This is a genomic window from Amphritea atlantica (genome assembly GCA_024397875.1).
Lineage (GTDB): Bacteria > Pseudomonadota > Gammaproteobacteria > Pseudomonadales > Balneatricaceae > Amphritea > Amphritea atlantica_B.
This window is the reverse complement of sequence record CP073344.1, coordinates 978,050-993,773: the sequence shown is the minus strand read 5'-3', so window position 1 is coordinate 993,773 and position 15,724 is coordinate 978,050. Positions and strand designations below refer to the sequence as shown.

12 protein-coding genes are annotated in these 15,724 nt (G+C 53.3%); 10 read left to right on the top strand and 2 right to left on the bottom strand.

Annotation, left to right across the window (positions count from 1 at the left end):
• Positions 1 to 146: 146 nt before the first annotated feature.
• The 4 genes from KDX31_04420 to KDX31_04405 all read left to right on the top strand — a co-directional run bounded on the left by KDX31_04420 (position 147) and on the right by KDX31_04405 (position 7,146).
• Positions 147 to 1,526, top strand: a complete 1,380-nt coding sequence (locus tag KDX31_04420; protein ID UTW04269.1) for an NAD(P)/FAD-dependent oxidoreductase — start codon at positions 147 to 149, stop codon at positions 1,524 to 1,526.
• Positions 1,523 to 4,069 carry a nitrite reductase large subunit NirB gene (gene nirB / locus KDX31_04415; GenBank protein ID UTW04268.1) on the top strand — a complete coding sequence of 849 codons (2,547 nt, stop codon included), beginning with the start codon at positions 1,523 to 1,525 and terminating at the stop codon, positions 4,067 to 4,069. Before KDX31_04420 ends, nirB begins: the two co-directional genes overlap by 4 nt.
• Before the next feature lie 16 nt (positions 4,070 to 4,085).
• Positions 4,086 to 4,421 carry a nitrite reductase small subunit NirD gene (gene nirD, locus KDX31_04410; protein UTW04267.1) on the top strand — a complete coding sequence of 112 codons (336 nt, stop codon included), beginning with the start codon at positions 4,086 to 4,088 and terminating at the stop codon, positions 4,419 to 4,421.
• Positions 4,422 to 4,482: 61 nt separating this feature from the next.
• Positions 4,483 to 7,146 (top strand): nitrate reductase, encoded by a 2,664-nt coding sequence (locus tag KDX31_04405; GenBank protein UTW04266.1) that lies wholly within the window; start codon positions 4,483 to 4,485, stop codon positions 7,144 to 7,146.
• Between the two features lie 82 nt (positions 7,147 to 7,228).
• Here KDX31_04405 and KDX31_04400 read toward each other — a convergent pair whose 3' ends face one another.
• Positions 7,229 to 7,624, bottom strand: coding sequence for a diacylglycerol kinase (locus KDX31_04400; GenBank protein UTW04265.1), 396 nt, complete (start codon positions 7,622 to 7,624; stop codon positions 7,229 to 7,231).
• A gap of 40 nt (positions 7,625 to 7,664) precedes the next feature.
• Between KDX31_04400 and KDX31_04395 the strand changes: the two genes are divergently transcribed.
• The 6 genes from KDX31_04395 (at position 7,665) to tal (ending at position 14,084) form a co-directional block, all read left to right on the top strand.
• Positions 7,665 to 8,024 (top strand): hypothetical protein, encoded by a 360-nt coding sequence (locus KDX31_04395; protein UTW04264.1) that lies wholly within the window; start codon positions 7,665 to 7,667, stop codon positions 8,022 to 8,024.
• 210 nt (positions 8,025 to 8,234) lie between these two features.
• Entirely contained in the window at positions 8,235 to 8,450 is a 216-nt protein-coding gene (locus KDX31_04390) for a hypothetical protein (protein ID UTW04263.1), read from the top strand.
• Positions 8,451 to 8,991: 541 nt separating this feature from the next.
• Positions 8,992 to 10,920: an FAD-dependent monooxygenase gene (locus tag KDX31_04385; protein ID UTW04262.1), complete on the top strand. Its 1,929-nt coding sequence runs from the start codon at positions 8,992 to 8,994 to the stop codon at positions 10,918 to 10,920.
• A 184-nt stretch (positions 10,921 to 11,104) separates the two neighbouring features.
• Positions 11,105 to 11,827, top strand: a complete 723-nt coding sequence (locus tag KDX31_04380; GenBank protein UTW04261.1) for a helix-turn-helix transcriptional regulator — start codon at positions 11,105 to 11,107, stop codon at positions 11,825 to 11,827.
• 343 nt (positions 11,828 to 12,170) lie between these two features.
• Entirely contained in the window at positions 12,171 to 13,106 is a 936-nt protein-coding gene (dusA, locus tag KDX31_04375; GenBank protein ID UTW05294.1) for a tRNA dihydrouridine(20/20a) synthase DusA, read from the top strand.
• Positions 13,107 to 13,127: 21 nt separating this feature from the next.
• Positions 13,128 to 14,084: a transaldolase gene (gene tal, locus KDX31_04370; GenBank protein ID UTW04260.1), complete on the top strand. Its 957-nt coding sequence runs from the start codon at positions 13,128 to 13,130 to the stop codon at positions 14,082 to 14,084.
• A 181-nt stretch (positions 14,085 to 14,265) separates the two neighbouring features.
• Here the strand turns inward: tal and KDX31_04365 are convergent, their stop codons facing one another.
• Complete coding sequence (locus KDX31_04365; protein ID UTW04259.1) at positions 14,266 to 15,723, bottom strand: NAD-dependent succinate-semialdehyde dehydrogenase; 1,458 nt, start codon at positions 15,721 to 15,723, stop codon at positions 14,266 to 14,268.
• Position 15,724: the final 1 nt, after the last annotated feature.

The following is a 15,724-nucleotide window of genomic DNA, read 5'->3' as shown; positions in this document are numbered from 1 at the left end:
ACATTTAAAAAATAAATGGCATAGCACCTGCATTAACTAACGTGCCTATCTTAGGCTTCTCATATTTTTTTGGACAATGGTGTTCATCCTCCAGTACTTCGCACTCGTACTGGTTGGTGAACGCCATTTTTTTTTGGGTTTTTTTTATGGCCAAAGTAGATCTCATCATTATCGGTAACGGCATGTCAGGCGGACGGTTGCTGGACGAGATTCTGAAGCGTGATCCGGATCGCTTCCGGATAACCGTATTCGGCGCCGAAGGCTGTGCCAACTACAATCGCATTATGCTCTCGCCGGTGCTTGCCGGGGATATCAAAGCCGATGACATTATCACCCACTCAGAACAGTGGTACCGGGATAACAACATTACCCTGCATAGTAACGACCCGGTTATCGCTATCGACGCTGAAAACCGGACCCTGACCTGCCAAAGCGGCAGTCTGTTTAGCTATGACACGCTGGTGCTGGCCACCGGTTCTGATGCGGTGATCCCTCCCGCAGCCCGCGACTGTGATCTGGATGGCATACTCAGCTTCCGCAACCTGGCGGATATCGATCGGATCATGAACAAAGCCGGCAACTCCCGTCACGCGACCGTTATCGGCGGTGGTTTACTGGGACTCGAAGCCGCCTGGGGATTACGCCAGCAAGGCCTGGAAGTCACCGTGATCCACCGGGGGGGCTGGTTGCTCAACCGACAGCTTGACCCCGCTGCGGGCAAACTGCTGCAACAGTCACTGGAAGCACGTGGCATCAGCTTCCGGCTGAATGCCGAAATCACCCAGTTCAGTGCGGATCAAACGTTATATTCCGATGAGCGCTCTGCCGTCCGCTCTGGCGGCTCAGAAAGCAAAGTGCACCCAATCTCTGTGAAGCCCTCTCTACAGCAAATAACCCTGAATGATGGCACGGTGTTAAATACCTGCCTGGCTGTTATCGCAATCGGTATAACCCCAAACCATAAGCTGGCTAAGATCAGCGGATTCGATTGCGACAGAGGGGTTCTGGTCAATGACCGGATGCAGAGCTCTCATCCGAATATATACGCGCTGGGTGAATGCACTCAGTTTGGCAGCCACACCTTCGGTCTGGTCGCCCCACTGTGGGATCAGGCAAAGGTACTGGCAGATCAGCTGTGTCAGAGCAGCGACAGCCGCTTCAGTGTGCAGCCCTGCGCAACCAAACTGAAGGTGTCCGGTATCGATCTGTTTTCCGCCGGTGAGTTTCTTGATTCCCCGGAGACCGAATCAGTGGTCTGTCAGGACACCACCAGCGGCGTTTACCGCAAACTAATTTTCCGTGACCAGATACTCACCGGCGTCGTCCTTTATGGCGCTGTTAACGATGGTAACTGGTATTTCGAACTGATTCAGGCCCAGCAACAGGCACAACACCTGGCACCGGAGCTGATTTTTGGCCGGCGTTACTGCGATGCTGAATCAATCTCCCAATTAACCCCTGTGGGTGTAGAAGAAGTCCAGACTTCAGCACCTGAATTAAGTCTGGCAACAGGAGCGTCCTCATGAGTAAAACAAAACTGGTTATCGCCGGCAACGGTATGGTTGGCCACCAATTTCTGCAGAGCCTGGCCGATAGTGGTCAGTTAGATAATTTCGACGTAACGGTCTTCTGTGAAGAGACCCGGCTGGCCTACGACCGGGTTCACCTGAGCGCATACTTCTCCGGCGCAACCGCTGAAGACCTGGCGATGGGTGATGCCGACACTTACCGCAGCTGGGGACTCACTGTGCTGACCGGTGAAAAAATCACCGAAATCGACAGAGAGTATCAATCAGTCACCACCGATAAGGGACGTGAACTGAGCTATGACAAACTGGTTCTGGCGACCGGTTCCTATCCGTTTGTTCCTCCCGTGCCCGGTCATGATCGTCAGCAGTGCCTGGTGTACCGCACCATCGATGATCTGGATGCGATCGCCGAAGTGGCTAAAAAATCAAAAGTCGGCACCGTCGTGGGTGGCGGCCTGCTGGGACTGGAAGCGGCTAAAGCGCTGACCGATCTGGGGCTTGAGACCCATGTAGTGGAGTTTGCTCCACGGCTGATGGCGGTTCAGCTGGACAACGGCGGCGGCGGTATGCTGCGCCAGAAGATCGAAGCGCTGGGTGTCAGTGTACATACACAAAAGAACACCCAGCTGATCGATGATGGTGAACAGTGTTTCCACAAGATGAACTTTGCCGATGGCGAGGTGCTGGAAACCGACCTGATCCTGTTCTCTGCCGGTATCCGTCCCCGCGACGAACTGGCGCGTCAGAGCGAACTGGAGGTTGGCGAACGTGGCGGTATTGTTATCAATAACTACTGTCAGACATCGGACCCTGCTATCTACGCGATCGGTGAGTGTGCCCTGTGGAATAAACAGATCTTCGGTCTGGTAGCCCCGGGCAACCAGATGGCTAAAGTGGCGGTCTCTCACCTGACCGGCGGAAGCGACAACTTCACCGGTGCCGATATGAGCACCAAACTGAAACTGATGGGTGTTGATGTTGCCAGTATTGGCGATGCCCATGGTCAGACACCGGGTGCCCGCAACTACACCTTCGTCGATGAGCGGGAAGAGATCTACAAAAAACTGGTGGTGTCTGAAGACGGCAAAATTCTGCTGGGCGCGATTCTGGTGGGTGATGCGGAACAGTACGGCACCCTGCTGCAGTATATGCTCAACGGTATCCATCTGCCGGAATACCCGGACACCCTGATTCTGCCGGACCGGGGCGATGATAAGCAAACCGGTCTTGGGGTTGCTGCACTGCCGGAGACGGCACAGATATGCTCATGTCACGATGTCAGCAAAGGCGATGTGCGCGCAGCACTGGACAGCGGCTGCTGTACTCTGGGCGATGTAAAAGGGGCGACCAAAGCGGCAACCGGTTGTGGTGGCTGTTCTGCCCTGCTGACCGATCTGGTGAATCATGAGCTGGAAGAGATGGGCGTCGAAGTAAACCGCGACCTGTGCGAACACTTCCCCTATACCCGTCAGGACCTCTACAACCTCATTCGCATCGAGGAGATCCGCAGCTTTGATGAACTGCTGGAAAAACATGGCCGCGGTCACGGCTGTGAAATCTGCCGTCCGGCGGCGGGCAGCATTCTGGCCTCCTGCTGGAACGATTATATCCTCACGGAAAACAACGTCAGCCTGCAGGACACCAACGATACCTTTATGGCGAATATGCAGAAGGATGGCACCTATTCGGTTGTGCCACGGGTGGCCGGGGGTGAGATCACCGCGGATAAACTGATCGTGCTGGGTCAGGTGGCGAAGAAATATAACCTCTACAGCAAGATCACCGGCGGTCAGCGGGTCGATCTGTTCGGTGCCCGGCTGGAGCAGCTCCCCGGTATCTGGGAAGAGCTGATCGAGGCGGGTTTCGAAACCGGTCACGCCTACGGTAAATCCCTGCGTACCGTTAAATCCTGCGTCGGCAGCACCTGGTGTCGCTTCGGTGTGGATGACAGTGTTGGTCTGGCGATCGATCTGGAGAACCGTTACAAGGGTCTGCGTGCCCCGCATAAGATCAAATTTGCCGTCTCAGGCTGTACCCGCGAATGTGCTGAAGCACAGAGTAAGGATATCGGTGTAATCGCCACCGAAAATGGCTGGAACCTTTACGTCTGCGGTAATGGCGGGATGAAACCCCGACATGGTGATCTGTTTGCCACCGACCTTGATCGTGACACGCTGATCAGCTACATCGACCGTATCCTGATGTTCTACATCAAAACAGCTGACCGGCTGCAGCGCACCTCGGTTTGGATGGAAAATATGGAAGGCGGACTGGACTACCTGCGTCAGGTCGTTATCAACGACAGCCTGACTCTGGGTGAAGAGCTGGAGCAGCAGATGGCTCATGTGGTCTCGACCTATCAGTGCGAATGGAAAACCACTCTGGAAAGTCCGGAAGCGCTGAAACGCTTCCGCCCGTTTGTTAATTCCGATGCCAGCGACAGCAACATCGTATTCGTGGAAGAGCGCCAGCAGATCCGTCCTGCTACCCCGGAAGAGAAAGCTGAAATTCAGGCTGAACCGATCAAGCTGGTGAGCTGAAACAGAGGAAATAATGATGACAACTGAAAATAACTGGACCGCCGTATGCGGTCAGAACGACCTGATTAGCGATTCCGGCATCTGTGCCCTGGTCAATGACACTCAGGTAGCCCTGTTCTACCTGAAAAAAGAGCAGGCGGTATATGCCATCGCGAACCATGACCCTTTCAGCCAAGCCAATGTATTGTCGCGGGGACTAATCGGATCAAAGGGGGACGACCTGTTTGTCGCCTCTCCGGTCTATAAACAGCATTTTTGTCTGAAAACCGGGCGCTGTCTGGATGATGAGAACACCCGTATTCAAGCCTGGCCTGCCCGCATTGAAAATGGGCGGGTCGAAGTGCTCATTTAAGCTCTGATATAGGTTCAATATCAGCTCTTATTTAACCGTGTAATACAGGATGCCATGATCGATGACGACTTCAGCCTCTTCCCAAGCCTGCCAGGTAAACACCACCTGCCCCTATTGCGGGGTAGGCTGCGGTGTCAGTGCTGAAGTCACTGATAACCGGCTGATTGCCGTCAGCGGTGATAAGCACCATCCGGCCAATCAGGGGCGCCTCTGCGTCAAGGGCTCTGCCCTGCATGAAACCACTGACCTTCAGGGACGATTGCTGCAACCGCAAATTGACGGGCAGCCGGTATCATGGGACCAGGCGATCGACAAAGTCGCCCGGGGGTTTCAGGAGACGATAGCCCAGTACGGCCCCGACTCCGTGGCATTTTATCTCTCCGGCCAGATTCTGACGGAAGATTACTACGTCGCTAATAAGCTGATGAAAGGCTTTATCGGCTCCGCTAATGTCGACACCAACTCACGCCTCTGTATGTCCTCAGCGGTGGCGGCGCACAAGCGTGCGTTTGGTGCCGATCTGGTGCCCGGCTGCTATGAAGATCTGGAACTGACCGACCTGCTGATACTGGTCGGATCGAATACCGCCTGGGCGCACCCGGTGGTCTATCAACGCATCGTGGCGGCTAAAAAAGCACGCCCGCAGATGAAGATCGTTGTCATCGATCCCCGTCAAACGGCGACCTGCGATATTGCTGACCTGCACCTGCCACTCAAGCACGGCAGTGATGGTTATCTGTTTACCGGTCTGCTGAGCTATCTGGCGGTCAACGAAGCGCTGGATTCAAGCTTTATTAATCAGCATACCGAGGGTTTTGACAACGCCCTGCAGGCGGCCAGCCAGTTCACCGGCAGTGTGGCAGAAGCCGCCCGGCTGTGCGGTCTGGATGAGACCGACCTTGAAACGTTATACCGCTGGTATAGCGAAACGGAGAAAGTCGTCACCCTGTTTTCTCAGGGGATCAACCAGTCGTCATCCGGTGTCGATAAAGGCAATGCGATCATTAACTGCCATCTGGCCACCGGCAAGATTGGTAAACCCGGCGCAGCCCCCTTCTCCATTACCGGGCAGCCCAATGCGATGGGGGGCCGGGAAGTCGGTGGTCTGGCGAATCAGCTGGCGGCGCATATGGATTTCAGCGATCCGGCCAATATTGAACGGGTTAAAGCGTTCTGGCAGGCACCCCACATAGCCCGCAAAGAGGGGCTGAAAGCGGTGGATATGTTTCAGGCAGTCCATGATGGCAGGATCAAAGCGATCTGGATTATGGGTACCAACCCGGTGGCCAGTATGCCGGATGCAGACTTTATCCGTGACGCACTGCAACGCTGTGAACTGGTGGTGGTGTCCGACTGCGTGGAGAAAACCGATACGACCGCCTGCGCCGATGTTCTTCTGCCCGCCACCGGCTGGGCAGAGAAAGATGGCACCGTCACCAACTCCGAGCGGGTCATTTCACGTCAGAAAGGTTTTCTTAAACCGGCCGGCAACAGCCGCCATGACTGGCAGATCATCTGTTCGGTCGCCCAGGCGATGGGATACGCTGAGGGCTTCCCGTTCAGCTCCCCAGGGGAGATCTTTATTGAACATGCGGCACTGTCCGGGTTTGAAAACAACGGCAAACGCTTCTTTGATATCTCGGCACTGGCAGAACTATCTGAGCGTCAGTACAACGAGATGACACCGGTACGCTGGCCTCAGGTTAAGGGGGCGAAAACCAATCCGGTTCGCTTCTTCAGTGATGGCAAGTTCAATACACCCTCTGGTCGTGCCCGGATGCTGCCGGTCGAACCTAAAGCGCCCCTCAATCAGACCTCCTCCCACTACCCGCTGGTACTGAATACCGGCCGGATACGGGATCAGTGGCACACCATGACCCGCACCAGCAAAGCGATCCGTCTGCTGAATCACATTGATCAGCCGTTCGTCGACCTGTCGCCAGTGGATGCCCTGCAGTATGGCATCAGCGATAGCGATCTGATCGAGATAAGCAATTCGCTGGGACGTTGCGTAGTACGCGCTAAAGTGACAGACGGGCAGCCAGCCGGCTCACTGTTTATGCCGATTCACTGGACCGCGCAGTTTACTTCGCGGGCCCGGGTGGACAGCCTGATCGCTTCAGTCTGCGACCCCATTGCCGGACAACCCGAGTCCAAACATGCCCCGGTCACTATGCGCAAACTGAATCCTCTCTGGCAAGGTATCCTGATTACCGATCAGGAGCTGACCGACCTGCCCTGTGAGTATTGGTGTAAGGTGCCGACACAAAAAGGATTCCGCTACGAACTGGCCGGACTAGAGCTACCGGAAAACTGGCAGGACTGGCTCGGGGCTCTTGTCGAAATCGGCGACGATAGAATCGAGCTGAATTCCAGTGCCGCTTTCCGGCTGGCCACGTTTGCCGATCAGCAACCGGAACTACTTTTTTTCGCTTCCACCGCAGCGGTGGCAAAAAAATCCCTGCCAAACAGTGCCTGGCTGAGCAAGCAGTTTGATCAGACCATCGGCTCTGCCGCTCAACGGATGTCGCTGCTGGCCGGAAAGCCGGTGGATAACAATGATGACTGTGGTGCGGTCATCTGCAGTTGCTTTGAAGTCGGCGAGAATACTATTCGCCAGGCGATCAGTCAGGGGGCTGACAGCACCGATAAGCTGGCAGAAAAACTGAAGTGTGGCAGCAACTGTGGATCCTGTCTGCCAGAGATCAGAGCGTTGCTGACTTAAGAGCTGACATAAGAGCTGACATAAGAGCTTACATAAGCGCTTACTAGTAAGAACTTATTCGTAAGAGCTTAGTATAAGAGCGCTAAAACAGCGCTCTGACGAAGTCCAGATAGCCGTTATCCCAGGCGACGCCTGCCCACACCACCCAGGTCATATTCAGCATCATAAACACAGCGGCGGAGCCCATATCTTTGGCCCGCCCGGCCAGTTCGTGATATTCCGGTCCCCAGCGATCCACCACCGCTTCTATCGCCGAGTTAACAATTTCAAACGCCAGCACCAGAAAACAGCACGACAACAACAACGCCAGCTGGATACCCGATTGCGCCAGCCAGAAGGCCGCGGGCAGCATCACCACTAACGCAGAGACCTCATAACGAAAAGCTGGCTCTTCCTTCCAGGCCGCTTTAATCCCCTGGATTGAATATTTCGTGGCAAAATAGAAACGCTTAACACCGGTACGCTTGATCTGATGCATCTGAATAGCAACTTTTAGTTGGCGAAGCGGGCATTAAAACATGAAAATAATCGTCAGACTATGGCCAGCGGGACACTGTAACAAAGATGCAAAAAACCAGCGGTTATCTGCGTCACCACCACGGTGGCGATGGCTGAACCCCGGGGGTGTTTTTATCCTCTGCGACAGGGTGCGCCAACCACTGGCCGATTATCTGCAGCACCCGTATGCCACTATCGATCTGGCCAGCCAGACGCCGGACTATGATGATCTGATACATGCGTTTCAGCATTTCCAGGAACATAATCGCTATCACCCGGATGATATTATTCAGTTACACCGCCAGTGTGGTTTTAAAATTTCAGCCACTGAAATCTTTAAAAATAGCCAGGCGCTGAGAATAGCTGCAATATCAGTTTAAAAACAAATGCTTTGAATGCTATAGTTAGCCTCCCGCACACCCCATTCAAAGTCAATTAAAGCGCTGACTTAAGCTTCCGGTAAGAACTACCGGCAAAAAAACGGCCTCTGGCAAGCTGGTGCGTGGTCTACCATGGATGTATGAGTGATCTGCAGCCACTGCAGAAGCGTAAGGAATAGTTCGTTTCTCTCAGGAAAATTAAAATATCCGATGCTTAATGATGAAGTAGATGAAAAGCTGAGTCACCTCAGTCTGGAACAGTTAACTAATCTGCTGGAAAAAGTTAAACAGAAAACCGCAGAAAAAAAACAGGCTATTAAAGCCGCCAGTAAAGCTCCGCCCCGCACCCAAAACGATATTCAGAAACTTGCTGAACTTCAGGGGCTTGATCTGAGTGGACTGATGCGGGAAATATCCAAACGGTAACCTAAGTCTGAACCTCACCTTGTAAGTGACCGCTGCTAAAAACACTGCTCCGCGCAACCGATCTGTCAGCGAATCGTAGATGGCAAACCAGATCCATCGTCAGGCAACGACTTGATTTAATTATATTCATTGGATCAAGTCGTAAAAACGTAGCACCTCAGAAGGAAATACTGGCCGTTACTGTCAGGGAATGCCTGTGCCCGGAACAGACTCATTTTTATCGGCCCTCTCAGTCTTACACCGTCAGCAAGAAGCGCTGTGGCTGGATCCCGATTTCGCCGCTAGCGGGTAACTCGAACATCGCTACGCGACTCACTGAAACAAGCATATACAGCCTCAAATAATCAGTATTTTAATCGCATGTTAGTTCTAGCCCGATAACTATCTTGATAGCCGTCACTCACTTGTCCCCATTTTCAGGTGACAGGCTCAGTCAACTTATCCACGTAAACTCCACATCATCAATCAATGATGAATGCCAACAATCGACCTACAAAAACAATACCCGCCAGCGAATACGTCAGGCTAAGAGGATTATGTGATGCAGTATCATCTCAACGGCTTTAAACCCGGCAACTATCAGATTCCAGATTCAGCCCGGGAACCCGCCAGTCCGCCACCGATGGTGGACCTGCCAAAAGAGGTGGACGTTTTAATTGTCGGCTGTGGCCCTGCAGGGCTGGCGCTGGCAAGACAACTATCGGAGTTCGCCGATATTAAAACCTGTATCGTTGAACAGAAACCCGGGCCATTGTTGTTTGGTCAGGCGGATGGCATTTCCTGTCGCACGATGGAGATTATGGAAGGCTTTAACAGCAGCGAGTTGCTTGTGAAAGAAACCTACCAACTGCACCAGAATGCATTCTGGGAGCCGGATGACCAACACCCTGAGAACATCAGGCGTACCCACAAAGTGCGCGATGCTCGACTGGGTCTCTCCGAATTTACCCATGGGGTTGTTAATCAGGCACGGCTACACGATATATTACTCGAAGGCATGGAGCATTCAGTAACGCACCTGATTCCACATTACAACCGTCGGCTGCTTGAGCTGGAGGTTGATAAGGGCCTCACCCAGAATTTAAGCGCACACCCCATCACGGCCACCTTTGAACGCAACGATGCAACGCAACCGTCCCACGTCGAGAGCATTAAAGCCCGCTATGTGGTCGGTTGTGATGGTGCACGCAGTGCGGTGCGTAAAAACCTGGGAATTGAGCTACAGGGTGACTCGGCCAACAAAGCCTGGGGCGTGATGGATGTTCTGCTGGTCACCGACTTCCCGGACATCCGGGTGAAGAGTTTTATTCAGTCGAAAGACAACGGTGCGGTAATGATCGTCCCTCGCGAGGGTGGCTATCTGGTCCGCCTCTATGTCGAGCTCGATCTGCTGGCCAAGGGTCATAGAGCGTCCGAACTTAATCTGACTGTCGACGATATTATCGCCAAGGCGAAACTCATCATGAAGCCATACCAACTGGATGTTAAGGAGGTTGCCTGGTGGTCAATCTACGAAGTGGGTCAGCGTGTTGCTGAGAGCTTTGACGACACCCCGGCTGGTAATCCGGAAGGACTGATTCCGCGCGCGTTTGTGGCCGGTGATGCCTGCCATACACACAGCCCCAAAGGGGGTTGGGGGTTGAATACGTCGTTGCCTGACACCTTTAACCTGGGCTGGAAACTGGCCGCTGTATTACAGGGCAAGTCTGATCCCCGGTTGCTGCAAACCTATGAGGCAGAGCGTCGCAAAGTCGCCTTTATGCTGATCAATGCCGACCGTGAAATGTCAGCCCTGGTCGCAACCCGCCCAACGGCAAGCAAGGATTCACAGTCGGTCAAAAAGAGTACGGCAGATATCGAGCAATTCGTTGCCCGCCAGAATGGGTTTATTGCCGGTACATCGATTGGCTACGATGAATCATATCTCTGTACCGGTCACGAAAACCAGCGCCTGGCAACCGGCTTCCATATCGGTGAACGCTTCCATTCAGCCGAAGCGGTTCGCGTGGCGGATGGTTGCCCCGTGCACCTGGGCCACCTGAATAAAGCCGATGGCCGCTGGCGTATCTTTATCTTTGGCAATCAGCAATCCCCTCTGGATGCAACCTCCGACTCAGGCAAACTGGTCGACTTTCTGGCAAACGCTGAAACCTCACCGGTGCAGAAATATACGCCTGCCGGTGCAGACATCGACTCGGTGATTGATGTCTATGCAGTATTCCAGCAGCAAGATCTGTCAATCGAAGCGATGCCCGAATTCCTGTGGCCTGCCAAGGGTATACACGGTCTGAGAGATTACGAAAAGATATTCCGTACTGACCTGGGTATGGATATTTTTGAGCAACGGTGTATAGATCGCGCCAGCGGTTGCATGGTCGTGGTTCGACCTGATCAGCATGTTGCCACTATTCTCCCCCTCAATGGATATGATCAACTGAGTGCTTTCTTTGATGGTTTTATGATTTCATAAGCACACTCTTAAAGCGCCTCGGAAGTAATCATTCAGGAGGCGCTAACCCGCTCACGAAGAAACATAATATGCAGAAGGTTGATCAAGCCCAGCTGCGTGAGTTAATTCAGCTGTAGAACTATACTTGGCTTTATTCCTGATATCAGAGGTCAATATGCACAGCTCGCGAGATATTTGGCCAGATATGGCTGAGCAGGTTGCAGGTTGCATTGACCGGCTCGGCAGCGGTGAGTTTTATCCCCGCTTCTTTCAAATGATGAAAACGCTCGCCCAGATCGATCAGTATATGGTGTTCGAGTTCTCCCCCAATGGTGATTACGCCACCTGCCGCCTGGCACATAATGTTGAGCATCCTGATCTGGGCCTCCAGCTGGCCTCGCTCTACCTGGATGGTGCCTATCTGGATGACCCGATGTTAAAAGAACTAAAGGAGTCTGTACTCTCCCAAGCTAATGGAGCGCCCTACCGCCTGCTGGAAAAAAGGCAACTCCCTCCCGTTTATCGCAGACGTTTTTTTAACGTTCCTCATTTCGACACCAAGTTTTCATTAGTCGTGCTGGACCGAAAAAGCCATCATATCTTTTATGTGAACTTCTATAGCAAGAAGGAGGATGGCTTTGCTGAGGGGCAGCTTGACTCGCTCAAACAGGTAGCCTCACTGATAGGATCATTGCTGTTAAAACATTTCCGTGATGAACGTAAACAGCGCGGCATGATTAAGTCTCTCCTCGCCTCTGGCCTTTCAGAGCGGGAAGCGCAGATCTGCAATATGATTCTGCAGGGTCATACGGCAAAATCGATTGGTAATGAGCTTAAATTGTCGGAATCGACCGTCATCACCTACAAAAAAAGAGCCTTCAAAAAACTCAAGATCACTCGCAAATCCGAACTGGTCCGGTTTGTATGATCAGAACCCGCTAATCCCGCCTGCCCCACGCTCAGCAAGCGGAGGTTTATCGAATGTTCTGCTTTCTTGGTATATAATCGCGCCTTTCCGCAGAATACGATTCCGAGTGTTAAACGCAACAGATTCCTCCACCGCGGTATGGGGTGTAGTTAGTTGACGCCCAGTGCACCATAAACCAGTGCTCCACAACAAAATGGAGCATTCTTTGGAGCACTGCATCCCCAAAAACACCCAATAACAACCAAATTAGACCAAAAATAGACACTTGAAAACGCCAACAGAAACACGCCATACCCCAGTAACCACGCTGAATACGCCGGATAGACGCTTTTCAGTAGCGCCTATGATGGAGTGGACCGACCGGCACTGCCGCTATTTTCACCGGCTGATCAGTCAAAATGCCGTGCTCTATACCGAGATGGTGACCACTGGCGCGCTGATTCATGGCGACCGGGAACGCTTTCTGCAACACAGCCAGCCGGAGCATCCACTGGCGCTGCAACTGGGCGGCAGTAATCCGGATGATCTGACGACCTGTACCCGGATGGCTGAAGATTTTGGCTATGACGAAGTTAACCTCAATGTCGGTTGTCCCAGCGACCGGGTGCAGAACAATATGATCGGTGCCTGCCTGATGGCCCATCCCGGTCTGGTCGGTGAATGCCTGGAGAAGATGCAAGCAGCCGTTGATATCCCGGTGACGGTCAAGCATCGTCTGGGAATCGACGATATGGACAGCTATGAAGAACTTCATCAATTCGTCTCAATTGTCCGGGAATCCGGCTGTAAGACCTTTATAATCCATGCCAGAAAAGCGATACTTCAGGGATTAAGCCCTAAAGAAAACCGGGATATCCCACCGCTTAAGTATGACTGGGTCTACCAGATAAAGCAGGCGTTTCCGGAACTGGAAATCCTCATCAATGGTGGCATCAAAACACTGGATGAAACCAAAACCCATCTGCAACATGTCGATGGTGTCATGATCGGCCGGGAAGCCTACCACAACCCTTATATGATGGCGGAAGTGGACCGACTCTATAATCCTGACGCCGGGGTTAAAACCCGGTTACAGATTATTGAGCAGATGTATCCCTATATTGAAGAGCAGCTCAGTCAGGGTTGTCATCTGGGCCATATTACCCGTCACCTGCTGGGACTGTTCCACGGCCAGCCGGGCGGACGTCAGTTCCGTCGCTACCTGAGTGAGAATGCCCACAAAGCGGGTGCTGATGTCGAAGTATTGAAACAGGCGGTTGCCCGAGTAGCCGCTTTCTAAAAGATTAAAGGAATTTTAAGTATGGAAAATCAGCTGGATCAGCTCAAAAAAATGACTACCATTGTTGCCGATACCGGCGACATCAATGCGATCCGTGACCTGAAACCGGTTGATGCCACCACCAACCCCTCCCTGTTGCTGAAAGCCAGCCTGGATCCGGCCTATCGCCCCTATCTTGAGCAGGCAAAGGCCTGGGCGTTAAGCCAGGGTGGCAGCGATGCAGAGCAACTGGCAAACATGACCGACAAGCTGGCGGTGCTGGCCGGCTGCGAAATACTCTCGCTGATTCCGGGCCGCATCTCCACCGAGGTGGATGCACGACTGTCATTTGATACACAGTCGACGATCGCAAAAGCTAAAAAGCTGATCGGCCTGTATAACGAAGCTGGTATCAGCAATGACCGGGTACTGATTAAGATCGCCTCCACCTGGGAGGGAATTGAAGCGGCCCGGCAGCTGGAAAAAGAGGGTATCAACTGCAACCTGACTCTGCTGTTCGGCTTTGCTCAGGCGGTTGCCTGTGCCGATGCCGGCGCGTATCTGATCTCACCTTTTGTCGGCCGCATTCTTGACTGGTATAAAGCCAGCAGTCCTGAAGGCACCGACCTGAGCGGCCCGAGAGATCCCGGGGTTCAGTCTGTCAGCCGTATCTACAACTACTACAAGCAGCATGGCTATAACACTGTGGTGATGGGCGCCAGTTTCCGTAACAGCGAAGAGATCCGTCAACTGGCGGGCTGTGACCGGCTGACCATCAGCCCGGCACTGATCTCTGAGCTGGCGGAAACCCGATTCCCGCTGGACCAGAAACTGTTTGCCAGCGCCCCGCTCTGCGATGAACCAAAGCTTGGAAACAGCGAACAGGCATTCCGCTGGGCGATGAATGAAGATGCGATGGCCACCGAAAAGCTGGCTGAAGGGATCCGCAACTTCGCTGCCGATCAGGTGAAACTTGAACAACTGCTCAGCCAGCTATAAACCGGCTGAAAACAATGAACGCTTGACGCTTAAAAGCGTTTTACCACAGAGATCACAGAGGACACGGAGAAATACTATTAAGATTTTCTCTGTGTTCTCTGTGGTGAGTCTGCTTCAGAGTATAAAGGCCCCTGCTCCAGTACTATCTAGCGCGAAGAACCTTTTTAACCGGTCAGCGCTGTTATAAGCCGCCCACCAGCGTGTATTTAATCTCCAGATAGTCATCCATACCGTACTTAGAACCCTCACGGCCAGTACCCGACTCTTTAACACCGCCGAACGGTGCCACTTCGGTTGACAGAATGCCATCGTTAACCGCGACCATACCGTACTCCAGTGCTTCGGACACGCGGAATACTCGGGCATAATCGCGGGTAAAGAAGTACGCCGCCAGACCAAACTCGGTATCGTTGGCGATCTGAACCGCTTCCTCTTCCGTTTCAAAGCGGAACAGCGGTGCAACCGGGCCGAATATCTCTTCATGGGCCAGGCGCATGTCCCCGGTGATATCCGCAACAATGGTCGGCTCGAAGAAATTTCCCCCAAGCTCGTGCGGCTTACCGCCGGCAACAATACGGGCACCTTTCGCCACGGCATCGTCAACCATCGCCGTCACTTTTTCCAGCGCCGCCCGGTTAATCAGCGGCCCCTGCTGAAATTCACCCTCCGAGCAGTTACCCACCTGCAGTTTGGCCACCTCGGCTGCATATCGCTGGGCAAATTCTTCATAGATGCCACTCTGAATCAGCAGACGGTTAGCACACACACAGGTCTGCCCGGAGTTGCGGTATTTTGACGCAATCGCCGCCGGAATCGCTTTATCCAGGTCGGCATCATCAAAGATAATCAGCGGTGCGTTGCCACCCAGTTCCATCGAGGTTTTCTTAACCGTATCGGCACACTGACGCATCAGTTGCTTGCCCACCGGAGTTGATCCGGTGAAAGAGAGCTTACGCACCGTCGGACTATCGGTCAGCGTCTTGCCCACTTCGATTGGACGCTTAGTGGTAACCACGCTGATAACACCCGCTGGAATACCGGCACGATCGGCCAGCTCCATCAATGCCAGCGCGGATAGCGGGGTATCTTCAGCGGGCTTGATAATCATGGTGCAACCAACCGCCAGCGCCGGGGCACATTTACGGGTGATCATCGCATTAGGGAAGTTCCAGGGGGTAATAGCCGCCGTCACGCCGATCGGCTCTTTGGTGACGATGATACGCTTATCAGCCGCATGGCTGGGGATAACATCCCCGTAGGCCCGCTTGCCCTCTTCCGCATACCACTCGATAAATGAAGCCCCGTAGAGTACCTCACCGGCTGATTCAGCCAGGGGCTTGCCCTGCTCCGCCGTCATCAGGGTGGCAAGATCGTCCTTGTTCGCCACGATCAGTTCAAACCACTTGCGCAGCAACACCGAACGCTCTTTAGCGGTTTTCTTTTTCCAGCTTTTAAATGCCACGTCAGCGGCAGCGATAGCCGCTTCGGTCTCTTCTGCGCCCAGATCAGGCACGGTGGCGATCTGTTCACCGGTGGCCGGATTGAGTACCGGGTTGGTTTCACCGTTCAGCGCATCAATCCACTGACCGTTTACGTAGGCTTGTTGTTTCAACAGAGAGGGATCTTTCAGGGTAATCATG